The following is a 19,164-nucleotide window of genomic DNA, read 5'->3' as shown; positions in this document are numbered from 1 at the left end:
TACTGTTCATAAATTCCTGCGGATGACGGAATACGTCAATGACTATACAGACGTAAGCCTCTTAATACCTCTCGATGGGGGCGCCAAGTGGGCCTAAATTTGATCTTTTTGCACCGGCTTGTGTCGCCGCAGAGCGAGTCGCCTCTACCTCCACGGTGTTTAGAATATTTACTTTCGACTGTTCGCCGGACAAGTTGATGCGATCGGAAAGTGGGGGGACGTCATGTTCAGCAGCCGGCGTCGTGGCTTGCTCGCTCTAGCGGGTGCACTTGTCTTCGCGCTCAGCAGCACACAACCATCCCCCGGGTTCGCTGAAGACAAATTGCTGGCTGAAGCCGTCGAAATGACCGGCACTATGCTCTTCCTGCAAACCCGCGTGCCCGCCTTCGTTATCGGCGCCATCAGGAATGACGAAACGGTCGTCTATGGTTTCGGCAAGATCTCCCCTGATCGGGACCAGGCTCCCGACGGCGATACGATCCTGCGCATCGGATCCATTTCGAAGGCATTCACCGGTGCGGTGCTGGCGAGCCTGGTGGCCGACGGCTCCGTGAAGCTCACGGACCGGCTGCAGGATCACCTCACGTGGGACGTTGCCGTACCTGAGGCTGAGGGTAAGCCCATTCGGCTGATCGAGCTCGCTACCCACTCGTCGGGGCTGCCGCGGGAGGTTGATCGCGCACCGGGTCCGCCGGAGGATCCATTCAGAACACTGACGAAAGATACCTATATTGCGGGGCTCAAGAGCAATCCGCTTTTGTTCCCGCCGGGCACAGGCATTCTTTACTCCAACTTCGCCTTTGATCTTTTGGGTGCAGCACTGAGCGAAGCTGCGGGCCGGCCCTATGGCGACTTGCTGCGCGAGCGCGTGCTTGATCCCGCCGGCCTGGCGGACACGACAATCAGTCTACGCGACGCAGACCGCAACCGGGTCATGCAAGGTCACGATTTCGACGGCAAACCGCTGCCGCTGGTGACAACGCCGGAGGTTATGGCGGGTGCAAGCAGCCTATATTCCACGCCAAACGACATGCTGCGCTGGCTGCGCTGGCATCTCGACCGTTTCTCGCCGCAAGACGCCGAAATGCGTCTTCTTGATCATGCGATCTATCTGCCCCGCGAGGGGATGAGTCCCGCATATGGGCTTGATGAGGCGGGCCATGGCGATGCGATGGGGCTTGGGTGGGTGGTCATGAGGCCCGCGGACGGCCGCCCCCTGATCTTGCAGAAGAGTGGAGGGCTGCAGGGCACTTTCAGCTATATTGCCTTTGCGCCTCAGCACGGCATTGGCGTTTTCGTTGCGATCAACAGCTTCGACATCGGAGCGATCGAGGCGATATCCGGGGCGGTCAATGAACTGATCGGACAAATGGCACCGGATTAAGCTCGGGGCCAAGACAGGCCACCGTCAGCCACTTCACTCTGCATCGCATGTCCCGTTTCGCTTTTTGTTGAAACTGCGAAACCGGTTCGCAAGTCTTCGCTTTGCCGCATCTTCTTCACGCGAACCGGCCTCTTCGCTCGAAAATGCTCTGAGCTGGCAGGTCGGCGCTCGGTCAGTTGTGCTGATCCCTCAAAAGGGCACGACGACATCGAGCAGCCGTTAGGTGTCACCAAAAAAGAAAAGATGCAGCCTGGTTCTTCAGGCTGCATCTCGGCCCTAAGCGTTCGGCTCAGAAGCTGAAGCGCAATCCGGCATTGACGGTGCCACCGAAGACATCGTCGCCGAAATAGGTCTTGCCATCGATATAGCCGGAGAGCGCGCCGGAGCCGATGAACTGAATGCCCAGCCCCGCCTCGCCCCAGGTGCCAGACCGGTCATCGGCGGTGATGAAGCCACCGAGATTGAGCTTGTTGTCGCCCTCGAACTCGTTGACCACGCTCGCCTTGATATAGGGCTCGAGCCGTGAGCCGTCGGCCTGGATGAAGCTCGTCCCGAGCCTTGCGCCGAGGCGGCCGCGCAGGCTCTCCCCGTCGTTCCAGTCGATATGGTTGCCCGCCATGAAGGTCCCATCAATCTCCGAGGACAGATAGGTGACCTGCAATTCCGGCTCGAGGAACACCGCCGGGTTGAGGTCGAAGCGATAGCCGGCCTCGAAGGATGCGCCGATATTGGTGGCATCCGACTTGGACTTATCGCCCACAGCCGGCACCTTGTAGCTCACATCGAGCAGGTCCGCCTTCACCAGAGCATCGACGTAGAACCCACCCTGGAGATAGGTGGCATAGCCGCCCACCGATGCGCCCTCGTAATCGGCCGAGGAGAGGCTGTGTCGGTAGTCGAGGTCCGAATTCACATAGCCGCCGAGCACACCCAGAACCAAGATGCCCTGGCCGAGCTCGAAGCCCATGTCGAAACCGGCCTGGAAGCCGAACGTGTCCTGTTTGTACTTCACGCCATGGGAGGCATCATATTTTGCCCAATCGCCGATCGCCCGGCCCCAGAAGCCGCCCAATGGACGGCCCACCACGGCCGGTGGCATGGGCTGAGGCAGGTCGGCAACAGGACTGACCAGGGTGGTGCCGCGATAGGTCTGGCGCAGATCAACCGTGCGCTCATGCCAGGCACCGGTGGTCGCATACCAGACGTTCTGCAGACCGCTCATCACGCTTGCGGTCTCGAAGACCTCATCATCGGGATTGCTCTGGAGCACCCAGACGAGGTCCGGACGCAGATCAAGATCATAGGTGAAGAAGCCTTTGTCGATCGGGCCGCCCACCAGGTAGAAATCACCCTCCTGGGTGAAGCCGTTCGAGACATCCACCACCTCGATGCCACCGGGCACATATCCCCCGGGACCTGCATTGGTGTCGTTGACATAGAGCGCGGTCGGGCTGCCATTGCCGCTGGCGATGACGGTGCCGCCGATCTCGAGCACGTCGGCCGTCGAGCCGGGCCCGCCCAGGAAGGCATCAACCCCGAGCGCGCCGCCGCCGATGAAGTCGCTATCGGCGAGGATGATCCGGTCGCCCTCGCGATCATCCTGCATGTCGATCACGCCGCCGAGGCTGTTGTCGAACACTTCGAGATTGGCGATGGTCACGCTTGCCGGCGCATTCCGCTCAGCGAGGGTCAACAGACCGCCATTGTTGAAGCGGTCATCCCCGTCGCCGAAATCACTGTCGCCGCGGGCATAAACCGCGCCGGTGTCGTAGTTGTTGAAGGTGTCGGCACCGCCGCCCATGGTCATATAGCCGGTCACATCACCGGCATTCTCGACCACGGAATCGCTGTCGAAGTTGACGATCGCCCGGTCGTTGAGCGAGGAGATCGAACCGAGATTGACGAGCCTGGAGCCGGCACCGCCGTCGAACACCACACCGGCGCCATCGCCCGTGCCGCCGACCACCTCGCTATCCTCGTCAACGAGCACGAAGGCCTGGCCAGTGCCCGAAAGCGCCGTTATGGCGGTGGAGTTGAGACCGCTGGTGGAGATCAGGCCGGCAGTATAGACCCCGACATCGCCGGTGTTGGTCTGAGCGACAATTCCGTCGCTGTCTTCCCCGGTGGTCACCACCTCCCCCGCTGCGACACCGACATCGCCAGTGTCGCTTTCGGCGAAGATGCCTGCCGAGAAATCACCCTGGGTCGCGATTTGCTCGGCTCCGACAAACACGGGACCATCCGCGCTCCTGGCGATGATACCGTCCGCGTCATAGCCGGCCGTATCAATCGTGCCGGCGAGCACGATAGCGGGACCCGTCTCGGTCTCGGCGACGATGGCGTCGGACTCTTCGCCAAGCGTTTCAACGCTGTCCGCGGCGACGAAGACCCCGTTGCCCGCGACCGCCCGAATGCCATTGGCGAAATCGCCGTCGGTCGACACGGTGCCCGCCAGGACCACGGCCGTTCCGTCCCGGGCGAGTGCGAGAATGCCGTCGGCATCCTCACCTTCCGTATCCACGGTGCCCGCAACGACAAACGCATCCTCATCCCAGCTCTGCGCAATGATGCCTTCCGCATCATCGCCATTTGTCGAAACGCTTCCGGCAACCACGCCGACTGTGCCAAAGGCACGAGCGGTAATGCCATTGGCGCCGTCGCCCTCGGTATCGACCGTGCCAGCGAGCACAAAGGCGCCCTCATCGCCTAGCGCGACAATCCCCGAGGCCCCGTCTCCTAAGGTGAACACCTCGTCAGCCACGACAAAGGCCGTGCCCTGATGGGCAAGCGCCAGGATGCCATCCGCATCCTCACCTTCCGTATCGACGCTGCCCGCCAGAACGAAGACGTCGCCATCCTCGCTTCGGGCACGGATGCCGTTGGCATCATCACCATTGGTGGAAACGGTACCAGCCGCGACCGCTACGTCGCCATTGGCCCTGGCAACAATGCCCTCCGCATCGTCACCCTCGGTATCAACCGTGCCGGCGAGCACAAAGGCGTTCTCGTCACCGATCGCCACAATGCCAGAGGCGAAATCGCCATTGGTGGCAACCGTCTCGGCGAGAACCGTCGCCGTCCCGCTTGGCGCAAGCGCAAGAATGCCGTCGGCTCCGAAGCCTTCGGTGTCCACGCTTCCCGCCGCTACAAAGACATTCTCCCTTTCGCTCTCAGCCCTGATGCCATTGGCGAATGCACCATTGGTGGCGACAGAACCTGCGCCGACGATCGCATCGCCCGTCACCGCCTCGGCGACAATGCCTTCGGAGGCGAAGCCTTCGGTATCAACTGAGCCCGCCAACACGAAAGCGCCGTCAAAGCCCTCGGCCGAAATGCCGGTGGCGAAGGCACCGTTGGTGGCCACACTTCCCGCCAGGACCGCCGCCACGCCGGCATCAGCCTCAGCCAGAATGCCATCGGCACCGAAGCCTTCCGTGTCGACCGTACCGGCCGCGACGACCGCATCGCCCAGCTCGCTCTCAGCGCGGATACCATTGGCGAAGGCGCCATTGGTGGCAACGGTGCCTGCGAGCACGATGGCGTCGCCGTTGAGCGCGCCCGCTACGATACCTTCCGACCCGAAGCCTTCGGTGTCGACATTGCCGGCCAGAACGAAGGCATCCTGATCGGCGAGCGCGGTAATGCCGGTTGAGAATGCACCGCTCGTGGTCACTTCGCCTGCAAGCACGCTTGCATTGCCATCAAGCGCAACTGCAATGATGCCGTCGGAGCCGAAGCCATCGGTTGCCACATCGAGAGCGGCAACCGTGACGTCACCGCTGCCGCCTGGCAATCCGCCGCTCACCGCCACGATTCCGTCGGAGAAGTCGCCTGACGTGGAAACCTGGCCGACAAGCACATCCACATCATCGGTCCCGGACCAGCCCAGGATACCGGGTGAGAAATCGCCATTGGTCTCAACGCTCAAGCCGGCGATGATCACATTGCTGGTCGGATCGATGCCGACGACGCCGGGCGAGAAATCGCCATTGGTCGTGACACTGCCGAAGAGCGTGAAGGAGGTTCCATTGGCGCTGTTGATGATGCCGGCCGAACCATCGCCCTGGGTTTCCACATTGCCGGCGATCACATAGGCGGAGCCGTCATTGGTATCTGCCAGAATGCCGGTGGAATTGTTTCCTTGAGTGGTGACCGAACCCGCCGCAACAAAGGCCGTGCCTTCGTCGATGGTTGCGGTGATGCCATTGGCGCTGTTCTCGGTGGTGTTCACTTCGGCCACAGCGACAGCCGCAAAGCCGCTTTGAGCGGATGCCGTGATGCCGGCTCCGGTCGAGTTCACCGTGTCTGCGAGAACCAGCGCCGGCCCGTCAGTGGCGGTGGCGATGATGCCCTGCGAGCTGGGGCCGGCCGTCACGACGTCATTGGCGATCACGCCGGCAAAGACGGAGCCGTTCGCGACGATGCCGTGGGAATCCTGCCCATCGGTCGAGACCGTGCCGCTGGCAAGCACCCCGGCCAGGCCAGCGGAATTTGCCACAACGCCGCTCGAGCCATCGCCCGTCGTCGTCACATTATTGACCGAAGCGAGGGCTGCGAGCGTACCCTCAACATTGACGCCATGGGCGTCATTGCCCGATGTGGTGATCTGCCCATCGCTCGTGGCAACCGCGATCAGGCCGGCGGTGGCATTGATGCCATGGGCGCCGTTTCCAGTGGTCGTGACATCATGGGCCGAGGCGAAGGCGGTTCCGACGAGGGCCTGTGCGTTCACACCGATGCCCTGGCTGGTGACGTCGTTCACATCCACGGTCACAGCGCCCAGGGCGGTCGTCGCGTTAACCCCCATTCCCGTTGCGGACGAGACGTTTCCGGCGGTGACATCGACATCGCCGGCGCCGGATGTGGCGTTGATGCCGGTGCCGCCTGCGATCACGTCATCGACATCGACGACAACATTCCCGAGCCCCGTGGTGGCATTGACACCGATGCCGGTGCCATTTGCCGTGATGGTGCCTTGCTGGATGACGGTGCGGCTGCCAAGCAGGCCGGAGACATTGATCGCGGTCGCGTTGGTGGTGGTGATGCTGCCTTGCGAATTGACCGTAAGATCTGCATCCGCCAAGCCCAGGAACCCACCAGTCGTGACATTCACACCGATCGTGCCCGGCGGGGGAATGACGACGACGCCATCCTCGATGGTCAGGACGAAATCGCTCGTCCTGCCGGGGTAGGATATCGCGCCTGTTCCACCTGGAGCGCAGTTCGCCCCGCCCGGCACCGGCGCGCAAGACGCCGCCCAGGCCGTCTGGTTGCCCATTGGTGCGCCGAACAGGCTCAAGCCCGCTAAGGCAACGCCAACGTAAAGCGATGGTCTGGAAAATCGAGACAGCTGCCCGGCGCTGAGACCTTCCGGGCGCGAGTAGGCATTGTTGATCGCACGTGTAGGAGCACCCGACGATGCGGGTCTTGTCCGGCACTTCATGTAAGAGCCCCCCAAAAAGCGCACAGCGCAATCGGTCGCTGACGTCCCAGGGCGCCCCTATGCCCGACGAGAATCGCCAACCGATGGCCATTGCATCGCCATAGATGCAACACAATCGACTTACTTGCGCAATCGGGTGAAAACTTTCGGTAGTCTCATTATGCGATTTTGTCGGCGGATTTACTTTGTGGGCGGAAGAATTCTTCGCCTTTAAGCGCAGGCTGCCATGTATTTAAGCCTCTGTTAGGCCTAAATGATTCCAAAGCCAAAAAAGAATTGTTACAGAGATTTATAGGCGAGGAGGCAAAGTCGGCCCACCTTAGCCGTCCGTCTAAAATCAAAAACAATGTTGCGCGGACGCTACAATGCTCGCACGGTGAAGCATGACCCTCGCGTGCCGGGCGGACCACGGGTTCCGAGGCGACCTAAAGCCGAGCCGGCAATTCAGATGCGAGGTAATCGATCAGCGCACGGGTTGCCGGCAGCATGCCGCGGCGGGAGGTAAAGGTCAGATAGACGAGGCTTTCCGACGCGAACCAATCCGGCAGAACATGGGTGAGCGTCTCGGCCTCGAGAAAGGGACGGCAGACTGCTTCCGTCACCAGGGCGATGCCTAGGCCTGCCACCGCGGCCCTGTTGATCAAACCAAAATCGGACGCGGCAAAGCGCGGCGTGAATTCGATCGAGTGGTGCTCGCTATCGGCGCGCAGCAACGTCCACTGTGTTGCGTCACCATCTTCCGCCAATGTCAGCAACGACTCCCTACCAAGATCCTCTGGCTGCCTGATTGGGGGGCGTGCCGAGAGATAAGCCGGAGCGGCGACAAGAATACGCCGGCTCGTCCCGAGCTTCCGCACAATCAACGAAGCGTCAGAATCCAGCTGCTCCCGCACGCGGATCGCTACATCGAACGGTTCTTCGATGAGATCCACTCGCCTATTCGACACCGCCACCGCGACCCGGATCTCTGGGTAGTGGAATGCAAATTGGCAGAGCACATCCGTCAAGGCTGTATGAAGGAGCCCCGGCGGGCAAGCAATACGGAGCATTCCGCGCGGCGCCGATGTCAGCAGCTGGGCTGCTCGCTGGGCCTCTTCCGCAGACCCGATGATGATATCAGCATGCTTCGCGAGCTCAGCCCCGATGCCGGTTACCCGGAACCCACGCGCCGACCGCTCGATCAAACGAACCCCGAGGCGGTCTTCAAGGCGCGACACGCGCTTGCTCAGGACGGATTTGCTCGTGTGCATCGCGCGCGCAGCGGCGGTGAAACCGCGATGTTTCACCACCATGCCGTACGCGAAAAGGTCTTCGAGATATCCCACGATCGTTTTCATTTTGAGAACGATTGGTTGCAGATTCGCGGTGCCGACATATCACAGTTTTCGGTTTAGAAACAGATCGACCGTTTCGACACGAGGAAGACGCGAATGTTTGTCGTCACAGGTGCTAACAGCAATACCGGCAGTGGGGTCGCCAATGCGCTGCTCGATCGTGGAGCAACAGTGCGGGTGATCGGGCGCAACGGAGAACGCCTCCAACCCTTCGGCGAGCGCGGTGCCGAACTCATCACCGCGGAGCCAGCAGATCGCGCGGCCTTGGCCCGAGCGTTCGAGGGCGCAACGGCCGTCTACGTGATGCTGCAGCCGGGCTACATTCCGACCAGCGATGATTTCTCGGCCTATCAGCGCGCGGTGATCGACGCGCTCATCGCAGCTCTCGTCGAGATGCGCGTTCCGCGTGTCGTCGCCTTGAGCGGATGGGGCGCCAATTACGAAAAGGTCTCAGATCCCCTCGCGGGCTTGCGTGTTCTCGAAGCACGCCTCCACGCCATTGACGGGCTGAGCACACTCGTTCTGCGGCCAGGCTGGTTCATGGAAAACGCCATTGGCTTCATTGAGGACATCGCGAAATCGGGCATGGCCTCCGGGCAATTGAGAGGTGATCTCGCGCTCCCGATGATTGCGACCGCCGATATCGGTGCGGTTGCAGCAGATGCGCTGCTCAAGCGCGACTTCGGCAAATTCGCCATTCGCGAATTGGAAGGCCCTGAGACCCTCTCTCTCGAGGAGGCGGCTGCAATCGTCGGTGATCTCTCCGGGTGGGCTGGCGCCCGGTACGAGCAGGTGTCCGCCGAGAACGCTCGCTCGCAATTGCTGTCCTCCGGCTTTTCCACACATATGGCCGATGCGATCGTGCGCATGACCGACGATGTCAACGAGGAGCGCATCCGCATGGTGCAACCACGCGACCAGCGGATCATCACCACGACACGCTTCCAGAGCTTCGCCAAAACCGTGCTTGCTCGTTCGAATGCAGAGCGAGGTGCGCGATCATGACCGACATGCTAGCGCCGGGCGCCTTTCTGAACTGGACCATCGGAAAAAAGACGGTGACCAGCCTGAGCGATGGTTTCAATGCCGTCGATTACGACGTCATTCACTCCGTGATGCCCGAGAAGGGTGCCGCGCTTCAGCAAACCGCTCACCGCCCTGAGAAGCCGGTATTCACGCATACGATGTTCCTTATCCGCGGCGAGAACCATGGGCCGATCTTGGTCGATGCTGGAATGGGAAACAGCGCCGGCCCCACTTTGGGATGGCTTCCGAGCTCGCTGGCAATGGCGGGGGTTGCTCCTGCCGAGATCGACTTGATCCTGATCACGCATCTGCATCCCGATCATTGCTTCGGGCTGCTCGACGAAAATGGCAGGGCCGTCTTCCCCAATGCGCGGCTCGCGATGCATCGGGACGAGCATGAGTTCTGGTTCAAAGCGGATGGCGAGGCGCGCGCTCCTGACACTCTGAAGCCCTATTTCGACCAAGTCCGCGCTTCAGTGGAGCCTTACCGCGATCGCATCACGTTCTTCCGCGACGGCGAGGTTGCGCCCGGCGTCACGGCGGTTCCGCTTGCCGGTCACACACCCGGGCACAGCGGCTTCAAGATATCATCCGGGGGCGAAGAAATTTTCCTCTGGGCAGATATCATCCATATGCCGGCCATTCAGCCTGCTTTGCCGGATGCCGGGGTCATTCATGACGTCGATCCGACCGCCGCGGCTGCTACGCGACGGCGGGTGTTCGCCGAGGTCGCCGCCGGAAATCAGCTCGTGGCGGGCTGCCATCTGGAGTTTCCAAGCGTCGCCCGGCTGGCCTTAGATGGCGAGGCCTATCGACTGATCCCGGAATTCTGGCCCCATGCCGCCCTCTAAGAGGCGTCGCGAGACCGCAGTGTGGGTAGCGTGAACAGGGTCGCCCTCACCCGCCCGCGGCGCGCGGCAATAGCCGCCTGCGAGAGCATTTTCGAGCGAGGTGGATAGCGGTTCGCGTGAAGAAAATGCGATCAAGCAAGATCTTCAGACGCGGTTTCGTGATTAAAAGCGGAAAACGCATCTAGAGATGCAGTGGGCGGCCGATCGCTGCCAGCGCCGCCTCCTGAAAGGCTTCACCCATGGTCGGGTGCGCATGAATCGTGCCGGCAATGTCTTCGATCCGCGCACCCATTTCGATCGCCAGCGCAAAGGTGGATGCGAGCTCGGCAATGCCGGCGCCGACGGCCTGGATGCCGAGCAGCACATGATCTTTCGCGCGCGCGACAATGCGGATGAAGCCATCCTCGCGGGCCATACTCATGGCACGGCCGCTGGCGCGGAAGGGAAAGCTGCCCACGAGGACCTCCAGTCCCCGCTGCTTGGCCTGTTCGGGGGAAATCCCCGCGGTCACCAATTCCGGATCGGTGAAACACACGGCCGGAATGCATTGGGCCGACCACTTGCGCCGGTGACCGGCGATGATCTCGGCGACCATCTCGCCCTGGGCCATGGCGCGATGAGCAAGCATCGGCTCGCCCGTTACATCGCCGATGGCATAAACGCCGCGCATCGAGGTTTCGCAACGGTCATCGATTGCGATATAGCGGCCGTTCATCGCCAGCTGTAGCTCCTCCAGACCCCAGCCTTCGGTGACCGGATGCCGGCCAACCGTCACCAGTACCTTGTCGGCGGAGATATGGCTCGGGCCACCGCCAACCGTGTCCAGCTTCAGGCGCGCGGCTTTTTCGTCGTACCCGCTCGCCTGAACGGAGGTGAGGACCTCAATGCCAAGCTCCTTCAGCCGCTTCGTAATGGGCGCGGTCAGCTCGGCGTCATATTGCGGCAATATGCGATCGGTCGCCTCCACCACGGTGACTTTCGCGCCGAGCTTTGCGAAAGCCGTGCCGATCTCAAGCCCGATATAGCCTGCGCCGACCACGGCAAGCCTGCCGGGCATTTCGGTGAGCGACAAAGCCTGCGAGGATGACAGGACGGGTCCGCCAACGGGAAGCTTGGCGAGCTCAACGGGCGCGGAGCCGGTCGCGATCACCGCCGCCTCGGCGCGCACCACGTGACTGCCCTCGTCCGCCTCGACCGCGACGGTCTTGCCGTCGAGAAAGCGGGCGTGGCCAGAAACCGCTCTGACTTTCGATTTCTTGAGTAGACCGCCGACACCCCGATTAAGGCGCGCGACGATCGTGTCCTTCCATCCCATGGCCCTGGCGAGATCGAGACTGGGCTTGCCTGCGCTCAGTCCCATGGCGTCCAGCTGAGGATTGGCGCCCAGCCGATGGTACTCGTCGGCAATATGGATCAGCGCCTTCGAGGGGATGCAGCCCACATTCAGACAGGTGCCGCCAAGCGCACCTCGTTCGATGATGACCGTATCAATGCCAAGCTGGCCGGCACGGATGGCGCAGACATAGCCGCCCGGTCCGGCACCAATGACCAGGAGCTTGCAGGTGAGATCGGCCATGGGTCAAGGATCCACAAAGATGAGGGCTGGCGTTTCGAGCAGAGTCTTCAGCCGCTCAACGAAGACGGCTGCGTCCCACCCATCGATCACACGATGATCGAAGCTGCAGGAGATGTTCATCATCTTGCGCGGCACGAAGCGCGCGCCATCCCAGTGGGGGCGGATGGCCATGCGGTTCACACCGACGATCGCCACTTCCGGGTGATTGATGATCGGGGTCGTTGCCAGCGCGCCAAGGGGACCGAGCGAGGAAATGGTGATCGAGGAGCCCGTCAGCTCTTCTCGTGTTGCCTTTCCCTCGCGGGCTGCATTCGACATTCGGGCCACACCCTCCGCGCATTCCCAGAGGTTCAGCGTCTCGGCATGGCGTATGACCGGCACCATCAACCCGGCCTGGGTTTGCGTCGCGATTCCGATGTGAACACCGCCGAACTGGCGCAGCACGCCGGCTTCCGCATCGTAATGTGCATTGAGCACCGGCTGCCGGCTTACAGCATCGACGAGCACCAGCATCATGAACGGCAATAGGGTGAGCTTCGGCCTGTTGTCGGCGTGCTCCCCGTTCAGCTTTGCGCGCAGTTCCTCCAGTGCTGTCACGTCCACTTCTTCGATGATGCTGAAGTGAGGGATGTCGCTGTAGGCAAGCGATACCCGCTCCGCGATTTTGCGACGAAGGCCGACAATTTTCGTTTCGGTGATCTCCGTGTTGGGGCGCTTGCGGCCCAGAGCCACACGTGATTTGCCGGATATGAACGCGTCAAGATCCCCATGGGTGATGCGACCAGCGGGGCCGCTCCCGGGCACGAGGCGCAGATCAATGCCCGCATCGAGCGCGCGCAGCCTCACCGCCGGCGAGGCCAAGGGCCTTTGCGGATGGCGAGCCCCTTCCTGCTCAGCCTGCGTATGCGCAACCGGCGGCGTTACCGATCGGGCTTTGTCCTCTTCGACGGACGCTATGGATGCCTCGGCTTGCGGTTGCGGCTGAGGCTCGGGACTCCCGGGCTCTTCGGCTAGATTGCCTTCACCCTCCACCTCCAGCCGCACAAGCTCGGACCCGACCGCTACGGTCGCGCCGACCGCGGCCGCAAGCTTCACCACCTTGCCGCCAGCGGGCGAGGGAATTTCGACGGTTGCCTTATCGGTCATCACCGCTGCGAGGAGGTCGTCCGGGTGAACCTCCTGCCCGATCTCGACATGCCATTCGACGAGTTCTGCCTCGGCCACGCCTTCGCCGACATCGGGGACACGGATCGACAGCAGTCCCATGTCAGGTCTCCAAAAGCTGCTTCATTGCCTGACCAACGCGGGCGGGACCGGGGAAATAATCCCATTCCTGCGCGTGGGGGTAAGGCGTATCCCAACCGGTCACTCGGCGTATGGGTGCCTCGAGGCTGAAGAAGCAGTTGGCCTGCACCAGCGCCGCGAGCTCCGCCCCATAGCCGCAGGTCAGCGTGGCTTCGTGCACCACGAGACAACGGCCGGTCTTGCGAACGGACGCGGCGATCGTGTCGAGGTCGAGAGGCAGCAGCGTGCGCAGATCGATGACTTCAGCATCGATGCCGGTTTCCTCCGCTGCGGCCAGGGCCACATGCACCATCGTGCCATAGGCGAGGACCGTCAGCGCGTTGCCCGTTCGCCGGACCGCTGCCTTGCCGAGCGGGGTCACGTAGTAGCCGGGCTCGACCTCGCCGAGTTCATGCTGCTTCCAGGACACGATGGGCCGGTCGTGGTGGCCGTCGAAGGGACCGTTGTAGAGCCGCTTGGGCTCCAGGAAAATGACCGGGTCCGGATCCTCGATGGCCGACAGGAGCAGCCCCTTGGCATCGGCTGGGGTCGCGGGCACAACCGTCTTCAACCCGGTGACATGGGTGAACAAGGCTTCCGGGCTTTGGCTGTGAGTCTGGGCGCCATAGATGCCGCCCCCGGTGGGCATTCTGATGACGAGTGGACAGGTGAACTCGCCCGCCGAGCGATAACGAAGCCGCGCCGCCTCAGACACGATCTGGTCGTAGGCTGGATACATGTAATCAGCGAACTGTATTTCCACACAGGGCCTCAGCCCATAAGCGGCCATGCCAATGGCGGTGCCCACAATCCCCAGCTCGCTGATGGGCGTATCGAAGCAACGGGTTGTGCCATATTTGGTCTGCAAGCCGGCAGTGCATCTAAACACGCCGCCGAAAAAACCGACATCCTGACCGAAGACGACCACCGTTGGATCACGCTCCATGGCCAGATCGTGGGCGCTTCTGATCGCCTCGATCATCGTCATCTTCGTCATGATCAATACCCGGCCTCATGGCGCTGCCGCAGCAGATGCGGCGGCATGGTGGCGTAGACATCCTCGAACATGTCGCGCGGCGATGGCTTGCGGCCGGTCTGCAGCGTACCGATCGCCTCCGCCTCGCGCTGGGCTGCGATCACCGTCTCCATGATTTCGGCCTCAGCCTGCGTGTGGCGTTCCTCCGACCATTCTCCAAGAGCAATGAGGTGGCCCTTCAGCCGCAAAATCGGATCACCGAGCGGCCAAGCGCTGCTTTCTTCCTTCGGCCGATAGGCGGCAGGGTCGTCCGAGGTGCTGTGGGCCGCGACGCGATAGGTGACATATTCGACGAGTGTTGGCCCGAGATTGGATCGGGCCCGCTCGGTTGCCCATTTCGCCACCGCCCGCACCGCGAGATAATCATTGCCATCGACCCTCAGTGCGGGGATGCCGAAGCCGTGGCCGCGGGCGGCAAAGGTTCCAGAGCCACCTCGCGCAATTCCCTGATAAGTCGAGATCGCCCACTGATTGTTGACGATGTTGAGGACGACGGGCGCCTTGTAGGTCGAGGCAAAGACAAGAGCTGCGTGAAAGTCGTTCTCTGCCGTTGCGCCTTCGCCGATCCAGGCCGCGGCAATCTTCCGATCGCCCATGATGGCGGAGGCCATCGCCCACCCCACAGCCTGGGTATATTGAGTGGCGAGGTTGCCGGAGATCGAGAAGAACCCATGCTCGCGGGAGGAATAGAAGACTGGCAGCTGCCGGCCGTGAGCAGGATCTCCCGCATTGGAATAGACCTGGCACATCATCTTCACGAGCGGATAGCCGCTCGCGATCAGGAGGCCCGCCTGCCGGTAAGTCGGGAAATTCATGTCACCCGGCTTGAGCGCAGGCTGAAAGCCGCAGCTGACGGCCTCCTCGCCGAGATGCTGCATGTAGAAGGAGGTCTTGCCCTGGCGCTGAGCCATCAGCATGCGGGCATCATAGGCGCGCAGGGTCAGCATGTCCCGCAGGCCCTGGCGCAGCTCATCGGGGGTGAGACTTTCCGCCCAAGGCCCCACCGCCTCGCCTTTCCGGTTGAGAACCCGAATGATGGTGAAAGCGAGATCTCTGATCTCTTCGGGGCTCACGTCCACAGGCGGACGGCGGACGGCGCCGGCCTGAGGTATTGATACGCGCGAGAAATCCGGCGTGTCGCCCGGGCGGAATTCGGGTTCCGGCACAGTCAAACGCAGCGGCTCTGAGATGTGTTCAGTCATGGCAAGCCATCATGACGCGATGTGGCGCTCGTTTTTGAGCATAGACATTTTGCACGACTATCTCGTTTACAAAGCGATGGTCGGGGACAGGCGATCAGAATGTGGGCCTTTTCGTTGCACTCACCCGCCATGTTCCCGACCCTGGGACAGGTCTTCGATACCGGGCAGCGTTGCCAGGCGCGCAATGAAGGTGTCGCAGGAAAGCTGTCCATTTGGCTTGTACATCAGCATGACCTTCGACCGGTCCTCGTCTGCGCGGTTGACCGACATGGCCTCGAGCACGAAGCCCATTCGCTCCAGGATCGCCAGCACCCTGGGCAGGTGATTGAGCAGATCGGACGAGCTGAAGCGGATATATTGGCTGGCGGCTTGCATATAGAAAGCCTATCGCAGATCCGGTGAAATTGGCTTTCGTTCTTGCCTGAGATCATGCGATATCAAGAACGAACCTCCTGCTGACTAGCGATTCAACAGAACATTTTCCTGAAAGAGATATCATGGCCAAACCGCTTGACCGCATCGACCGCAAGATATTGCGGGCATTGCTCGGGAACGCCCGGCTGTCCAATAGCCAAGTGGCCGAAATGGTGGGGCTCTCGCCAAGCCCGTGCTGGCAGAGAATTCGGCGGCTGGAGCAGGATGGCTACATCATCGGCTATGTCGCGATGCTGGATCAGCGACTGCTCGGTGCGACTGAAACAGTCATCATCGAGGTCACGCTGGACCGCCATGACGACGAGATTCTTGAGAGCTTCGGCAGGGCCATGGCGGCAATGCCGGAAGTGCTCGAGGTCTATCTGACAACGGGGGAGTATGACTACTTCATCAAGGTGGCCGTGAACGGCACGGCCGGCTATGAAGAGTTCCTCCGCAAGAAGCTGTACAAGGTGCCCGGCATCCGCCATTCACGCTCAAGCTTTGCTCTGCGATGCCTCAAGCAGATGCACTCGATCGTGCCGGGGATTGAATAGGTCCGCGGGGCCAGTAAGAGCCTCGCGGGATCGGGATTAGGAGACCTGCCGGAGATACCGCACCGGGCGCCCCGGCACGACAGCGGATGCGGCACGGACAATGCCTTGCGCGTCGATGCCATAGTGGCGGTAAAGATCCGCGATGGTGCCGGTCTGGCCGAAATGCTCAACCCCCAGAGAACGGAGCTTGTGGCCGTGAACCGAGCCCAACCAGGCGAGCGAGGCCGGGTGGCCGTCAGTCACCGTCACGATACCGCAATGTGCCGGTATGTCCGCCAAGAGACGCTCGACATGGCTGCGCGCATAGGCCAGACCGTGCTCTCGCGCCCGCTGCGCCGCCGTCCAGCCGGCATTCAGCCGATCGGCCGAGGTGACGGCCAGAAGCCCGATATCGCGCCGATCCTCTGACAGCAGCCCGACAGCCTCGATCGCTTCCGGCGCGACGGCACCCGTATAGACCACGATAAGCTCGGGATTGGCGCCAGGGCGGCGCAGCCAATAGGCACCGTTGACAATATCGGCGGCGAGCTGATCGTTTATCTCCCGGCGAGGCTGCTCGATCGAGCGCGTGGAGAGCCTCAGATAGACGGAGCCGCCGACGGCATCGCGCAACCAGGTGGTTTCGTCGGGCTCTTCCTCACCGGACCGCTGCACATAGTCAAATGCGAAGCGCAGGATGGTCGCGAGTTCATCGACAAAGGCCGGCTCGAAACTCGCCAATCCATCCTGTGCCATTCCGATCAGCGGCGTGGCGATCGACTGGTGCGCCCCACCCTCGGGGGCAAGGGTAATCCCTGAAGGTGTGGCCACGAGAATGAAGCGCGCATCCTGATAGCAGGCGTAATTGAGCGCATCGAGCCCGCGCTCGATGAACGGGTCATAAAGTGTGCCGACCGGCAATAGTCTTTCGCCGAAGAGCGAATGAGAGAGACCGAGGGCCGAGAGCATCAGGAACAGGTTCATTTCGGCGATACCGAGCTCCAGATGCTGCCCGGAGGGAGAAAAGTCCCAGGAGAAGGTCGAGGGAATGCGCTCGGTTCTGAAGATATCGACCATCGTCTCACGGGCGAAAAGGCCGCGCCGATTGACCCACGCGCCGAGATTGGTCGAGACCGTGACATCGGGCGAGGTGGTGACGATGCGGGCCGAGAACGGGTCGTCTCGCTTGGCGATCCCGTGCATCAGCAGGCCGAATCCCTGCTGGGTGGACATTGAAGACGTAATCTCGACATCCAGCCGGCTTGGCACCTGAACCATGGCCGCGCTTTTCCGGCGCTGCCCCGCTGCTCCGAACGGGCATTGCTCGACGAAACGCCGAAGGGCCTCCGGATCGTCCAGCCCTTCGTAAGGGTCCCACTCGTGATCCTTACGAATTGCCATCTCCTGCCGCAGGGCTTCGAGCTGCGTCGCGGTCATCAGGCCGGCATGATTGTCCTTATGGCCCGCGAGAGGCAGACCATAACCCTTGATCGTATAGGCGATGAAGCAAACCGGCCGATCATGGCGGCGGGCTTCATCGAAGGCCTCCAGAAGCGAGGGCAGATCGTGCCCCGCCAAATTCGTCATGAGGCTGGCAAGCTCGGCGTCACTGCGGCTCTCGATCAGTCGGCTGGAGGGGCCCTGATCCCCGATATCGTCCAGGAGGCGCTTACGCCAGGCCGCGCCACCCTGGAAGGTCAGCGCCGAATAGAGTTGATTGGGACACGCATCGATCCACCGCTTCAGGGCCTCGCCACCGGGTTCCGCGAAAGCCTGCTGCTGAAGCGAGCCATATTTCAGCACCACAACATCCCAGCCGAAATTGCGGAAGATGTTCTCGAAGCGCTGCCACAGCCCTTCGCGCACCACAGCATCGAGGCTCTGCCGGTTGTAATCGACGATCCACCAGGTATTCCGCAGGCCGTGCTTCCAGCCTTCGAGAAGCGCCTCGAAGATGTTGCCCTCGTCCATCTCGGCATCGCCGAGGAGAGCAATCATCTTGCCTTCATCCCCATCGGCGGCCCAGCCCCTCGCCCGGAGATAGTCCTGGGTCAGGGATGCGAACAAGGTCTGCGCCACGCCGAGGCCGACCGATCCGGTCGAAAAGTCCACATCGTCGACGTCCTTGGTACGCGAGGGATAGGATTGCGCCCCCTTGTACCCCCGGAAATTCTCCAGCTTCTCACGCGATTGATGGCCGAACAGGTACTGAATCGCGTGGAAGACCGGGCTGGCATGGGGCTTAACCGCGACGCGATCCTGAGGGCGCAGGATCGCGAAATAGAGAGCGGTCATGATGGTGGAGAGGGATGCGGATGATGCCTGGTGCCCGCCCACCTTCAGCCCGTCCTCATTCGGCCGGATGTGATTGGCGTGATGGATCATCCAGGTCGACAGCCAGCGGACCTTCCGTTCCAACTGCGATAGATAGCGCACGCGCGTGTCATCCATGACCCATCTCCCTTTGGTGAGAATCATAGCTCAGGCGAAATGCTGAAATAAGCCAAAGACACTTCCGCCGGATGGCGAAGTTGGCGATAACCGCTAATCAGAACAATTTTGCGTAAAGAATCAGCCAATGAAAATATTGGATGCCATAGACCTCCGGATCATCGCCGGAGTCCAGGATAACGGGCGGATCACCATCAACGAGCTCGCCGAGCGGGTGGGTCTTTCACCCTCGCCCTGTGCGCGGCGTCTCCATATTCTCGAGGAAAGCGGTGTCATAAAGGGCTATACCGCCACCATCGATCAAGCAAAAGTCGGGCTGCCGGTGAGCGCCTTCGCCTCGATCAAGCTTGAACGACAGCGTGAGGAGGATCTCGATCGCTTCTCCAAAGCGGTGGCGCGCTGGCCAGAGGTGGTCGACTGTTACCTCATGACCGGCCAACGGGATTATCTCCTACGCATCGTCGTGCGAGATCTGCATGCCTATGAGGAGTTCCTCAAATCCAAGCTGACACGGCTCGAGGGCGTGGCATCGATCGAGACCAGCTTCGCGCTGAGCCAGATCAAAAGGTCCGAGGTGCTGCCACTGACCTGAGTATGGCACCTGCCATCAGATTATCGGCAAATGCC

13 protein-coding genes are annotated in these 19,164 nt (G+C 61.7%); 5 read left to right on the top strand and 8 right to left on the bottom strand.

Going from position 1 to position 19,164, the window contains the following annotated elements:
• The first annotated feature begins 223 nt into the window (after positions 1-223).
• Positions 224-1,384 carry a D-alanyl-D-alanine-carboxypeptidase/endopeptidase AmpH gene (ampH, locus tag RCF49_RS17055; RefSeq protein ID WP_342640989.1) on the top strand — a complete coding sequence of 387 codons (1,161 nt, stop codon included), beginning with the start codon at positions 224-226 and terminating at the stop codon, positions 1,382-1,384.
• A 289-nt stretch (positions 1,385-1,673) separates the two neighbouring features.
• On the opposite strand, the gene RCF49_RS17050 is transcribed toward ampH, so the two are convergent.
• Complete coding sequence (locus tag RCF49_RS17050; protein WP_342640988.1) at positions 1,674-6,662, bottom strand: autotransporter outer membrane beta-barrel domain-containing protein; 4,989 nt, start codon at positions 6,660-6,662, stop codon at positions 1,674-1,676.
• Between the two features lie 590 nt (positions 6,663-7,252).
• Entirely contained in the window at positions 7,253-8,077 is an 825-nt protein-coding gene (locus tag RCF49_RS17045) for a LysR substrate-binding domain-containing protein (protein ID WP_432807411.1), read from the bottom strand.
• 180 nt (positions 8,078-8,257) lie between these two features.
• On the opposite strand from RCF49_RS17045, the gene RCF49_RS17035 reads away from it, so the two are divergent.
• Both RCF49_RS17035 and RCF49_RS17030 read left to right on the top strand, forming a co-directional pair.
• On the top strand, positions 8,258-9,166 hold the full coding sequence (locus tag RCF49_RS17035; RefSeq protein WP_342640987.1) for an NAD(P)H-binding protein: 909 nt from the start codon (positions 8,258-8,260) through the stop codon (positions 9,164-9,166).
• A complete protein-coding gene (locus tag RCF49_RS17030; protein ID WP_342640986.1) occupies positions 9,163-10,038 on the top strand; it encodes an MBL fold metallo-hydrolase in 876 nt (291 codons plus the stop codon). The genes RCF49_RS17035 and RCF49_RS17030 overlap by 4 nt, the downstream gene beginning before the upstream one ends.
• 181 nt (positions 10,039-10,219) lie before the next feature.
• On the opposite strand, the gene lpdA is transcribed toward RCF49_RS17030, so the two are convergent.
• The 5 genes from lpdA to RCF49_RS17005 all read right to left on the bottom strand — a co-directional run bounded on the left by lpdA (position 10,220) and on the right by RCF49_RS17005 (position 15,511).
• On the bottom strand, positions 10,220-11,614 hold the full coding sequence (gene lpdA, locus RCF49_RS17025; protein WP_342640985.1) for a dihydrolipoyl dehydrogenase: 1,395 nt from the start codon (positions 11,612-11,614) through the stop codon (positions 10,220-10,222).
• Positions 11,615-11,617: 3 nt separating this feature from the next.
• A complete protein-coding gene (locus RCF49_RS17020) occupies positions 11,618-12,880 on the bottom strand; it encodes a dihydrolipoamide acetyltransferase family protein (protein ID WP_342640984.1) in 1,263 nt (420 codons plus the stop codon).
• Between the two features lies 1 nt (position 12,881).
• Positions 12,882-13,895 carry an alpha-ketoacid dehydrogenase subunit beta gene (locus tag RCF49_RS17015; protein WP_342640983.1) on the bottom strand — a complete coding sequence of 338 codons (1,014 nt, stop codon included), beginning with the start codon at positions 13,893-13,895 and terminating at the stop codon, positions 12,882-12,884.
• Between the two features lie 2 nt (positions 13,896-13,897).
• A complete protein-coding gene (locus RCF49_RS17010) occupies positions 13,898-15,136 on the bottom strand; it encodes a 3-methyl-2-oxobutanoate dehydrogenase (2-methylpropanoyl-transferring) subunit alpha (RefSeq protein WP_342640982.1) in 1,239 nt (412 codons plus the stop codon).
• 120 nt (positions 15,137-15,256) lie between these two features.
• The gene (locus tag RCF49_RS17005) at positions 15,257-15,511 is read right to left on the bottom strand and encodes a hypothetical protein (RefSeq protein ID WP_342640981.1); all 255 of its coding nucleotides are present in this window, start codon (positions 15,509-15,511) and stop codon (positions 15,257-15,259) included.
• Between the two features lie 122 nt (positions 15,512-15,633).
• On the opposite strand from RCF49_RS17005, the gene RCF49_RS17000 reads away from it, so the two are divergent.
• Positions 15,634-16,107 (top strand): Lrp/AsnC family transcriptional regulator, encoded by a 474-nt coding sequence (locus tag RCF49_RS17000; protein ID WP_342640980.1) that lies wholly within the window; start codon positions 15,634-15,636, stop codon positions 16,105-16,107.
• 36 nt (positions 16,108-16,143) lie between these two features.
• On the opposite strand, the gene RCF49_RS16995 is transcribed toward RCF49_RS17000, so the two are convergent.
• Positions 16,144-18,537, bottom strand: a complete 2,394-nt coding sequence (locus RCF49_RS16995; protein WP_342640979.1) for a transketolase-like TK C-terminal-containing protein — start codon at positions 18,535-18,537, stop codon at positions 16,144-16,146.
• A gap of 127 nt (positions 18,538-18,664) precedes the next feature.
• Between RCF49_RS16995 and RCF49_RS16990 the strand changes: the two genes are divergently transcribed.
• Positions 18,665-19,129: an Lrp/AsnC family transcriptional regulator gene (locus RCF49_RS16990; RefSeq protein WP_342640978.1), complete on the top strand. Its 465-nt coding sequence runs from the start codon at positions 18,665-18,667 to the stop codon at positions 19,127-19,129.
• The last annotated feature ends 35 nt before the right edge of the window (positions 19,130-19,164 follow it).

The organism is Rhodoligotrophos sp. CJ14, assembly GCF_038811545.1.
Taxonomy (GTDB): Bacteria; Pseudomonadota; Alphaproteobacteria; order Rhizobiales; family Im1; genus Rhodoligotrophos; species Rhodoligotrophos ferricapiens.
This window is presented reverse-complemented; position numbering and strand designations above follow the sequence as displayed.

Coding starts and splice junctions, on each gene's coding strand:
- ampH (WP_342640989.1), top strand. CDS start 224: ATGTTCAGCAGCCGGCGTCGTGGCTTGCTCGCTCTAGCGGGTGCACTT.
- RCF49_RS17050 (WP_342640988.1), bottom strand. CDS start 6,662: ATGGGCAACCAGACGGCCTGGGCGGCGTCTTGCGCGCCGGTGCCGGGC.
- RCF49_RS17045 (WP_432807411.1), bottom strand. CDS start 8,077: ATGCACACGAGCAAATCCGTCCTGAGCAAGCGCGTGTCGCGCCTTGAA.
- RCF49_RS17035 (WP_342640987.1), top strand. CDS start 8,258: ATGTTTGTCGTCACAGGTGCTAACAGCAATACCGGCAGTGGGGTCGCC.
- RCF49_RS17030 (WP_342640986.1), top strand. CDS start 9,163: ATGACCGACATGCTAGCGCCGGGCGCCTTTCTGAACTGGACCATCGGA.
- lpdA (WP_342640985.1), bottom strand. CDS start 11,614: ATGGCCGATCTCACCTGCAAGCTCCTGGTCATTGGTGCCGGACCGGGC.
- RCF49_RS17020 (WP_342640984.1), bottom strand. CDS start 12,880: ATGGGACTGCTGTCGATCCGTGTCCCCGATGTCGGCGAAGGCGTGGCC.
- RCF49_RS17015 (WP_342640983.1), bottom strand. CDS start 13,895: ATGACGAAGATGACGATGATCGAGGCGATCAGAAGCGCCCACGATCTG.
- RCF49_RS17010 (WP_342640982.1), bottom strand. CDS start 15,136: ATGACTGAACACATCTCAGAGCCGCTGCGTTTGACTGTGCCGGAACCC.
- RCF49_RS17005 (WP_342640981.1), bottom strand. CDS start 15,511: ATGCAAGCCGCCAGCCAATATATCCGCTTCAGCTCGTCCGATCTGCTC.
- RCF49_RS17000 (WP_342640980.1), top strand. CDS start 15,634: ATGGCCAAACCGCTTGACCGCATCGACCGCAAGATATTGCGGGCATTG.
- RCF49_RS16995 (WP_342640979.1), bottom strand. CDS start 18,537: ATGGATGACACGCGCGTGCGCTATCTATCGCAGTTGGAACGGAAGGTC.
- RCF49_RS16990 (WP_342640978.1), top strand. CDS start 18,665: ATGAAAATATTGGATGCCATAGACCTCCGGATCATCGCCGGAGTCCAG.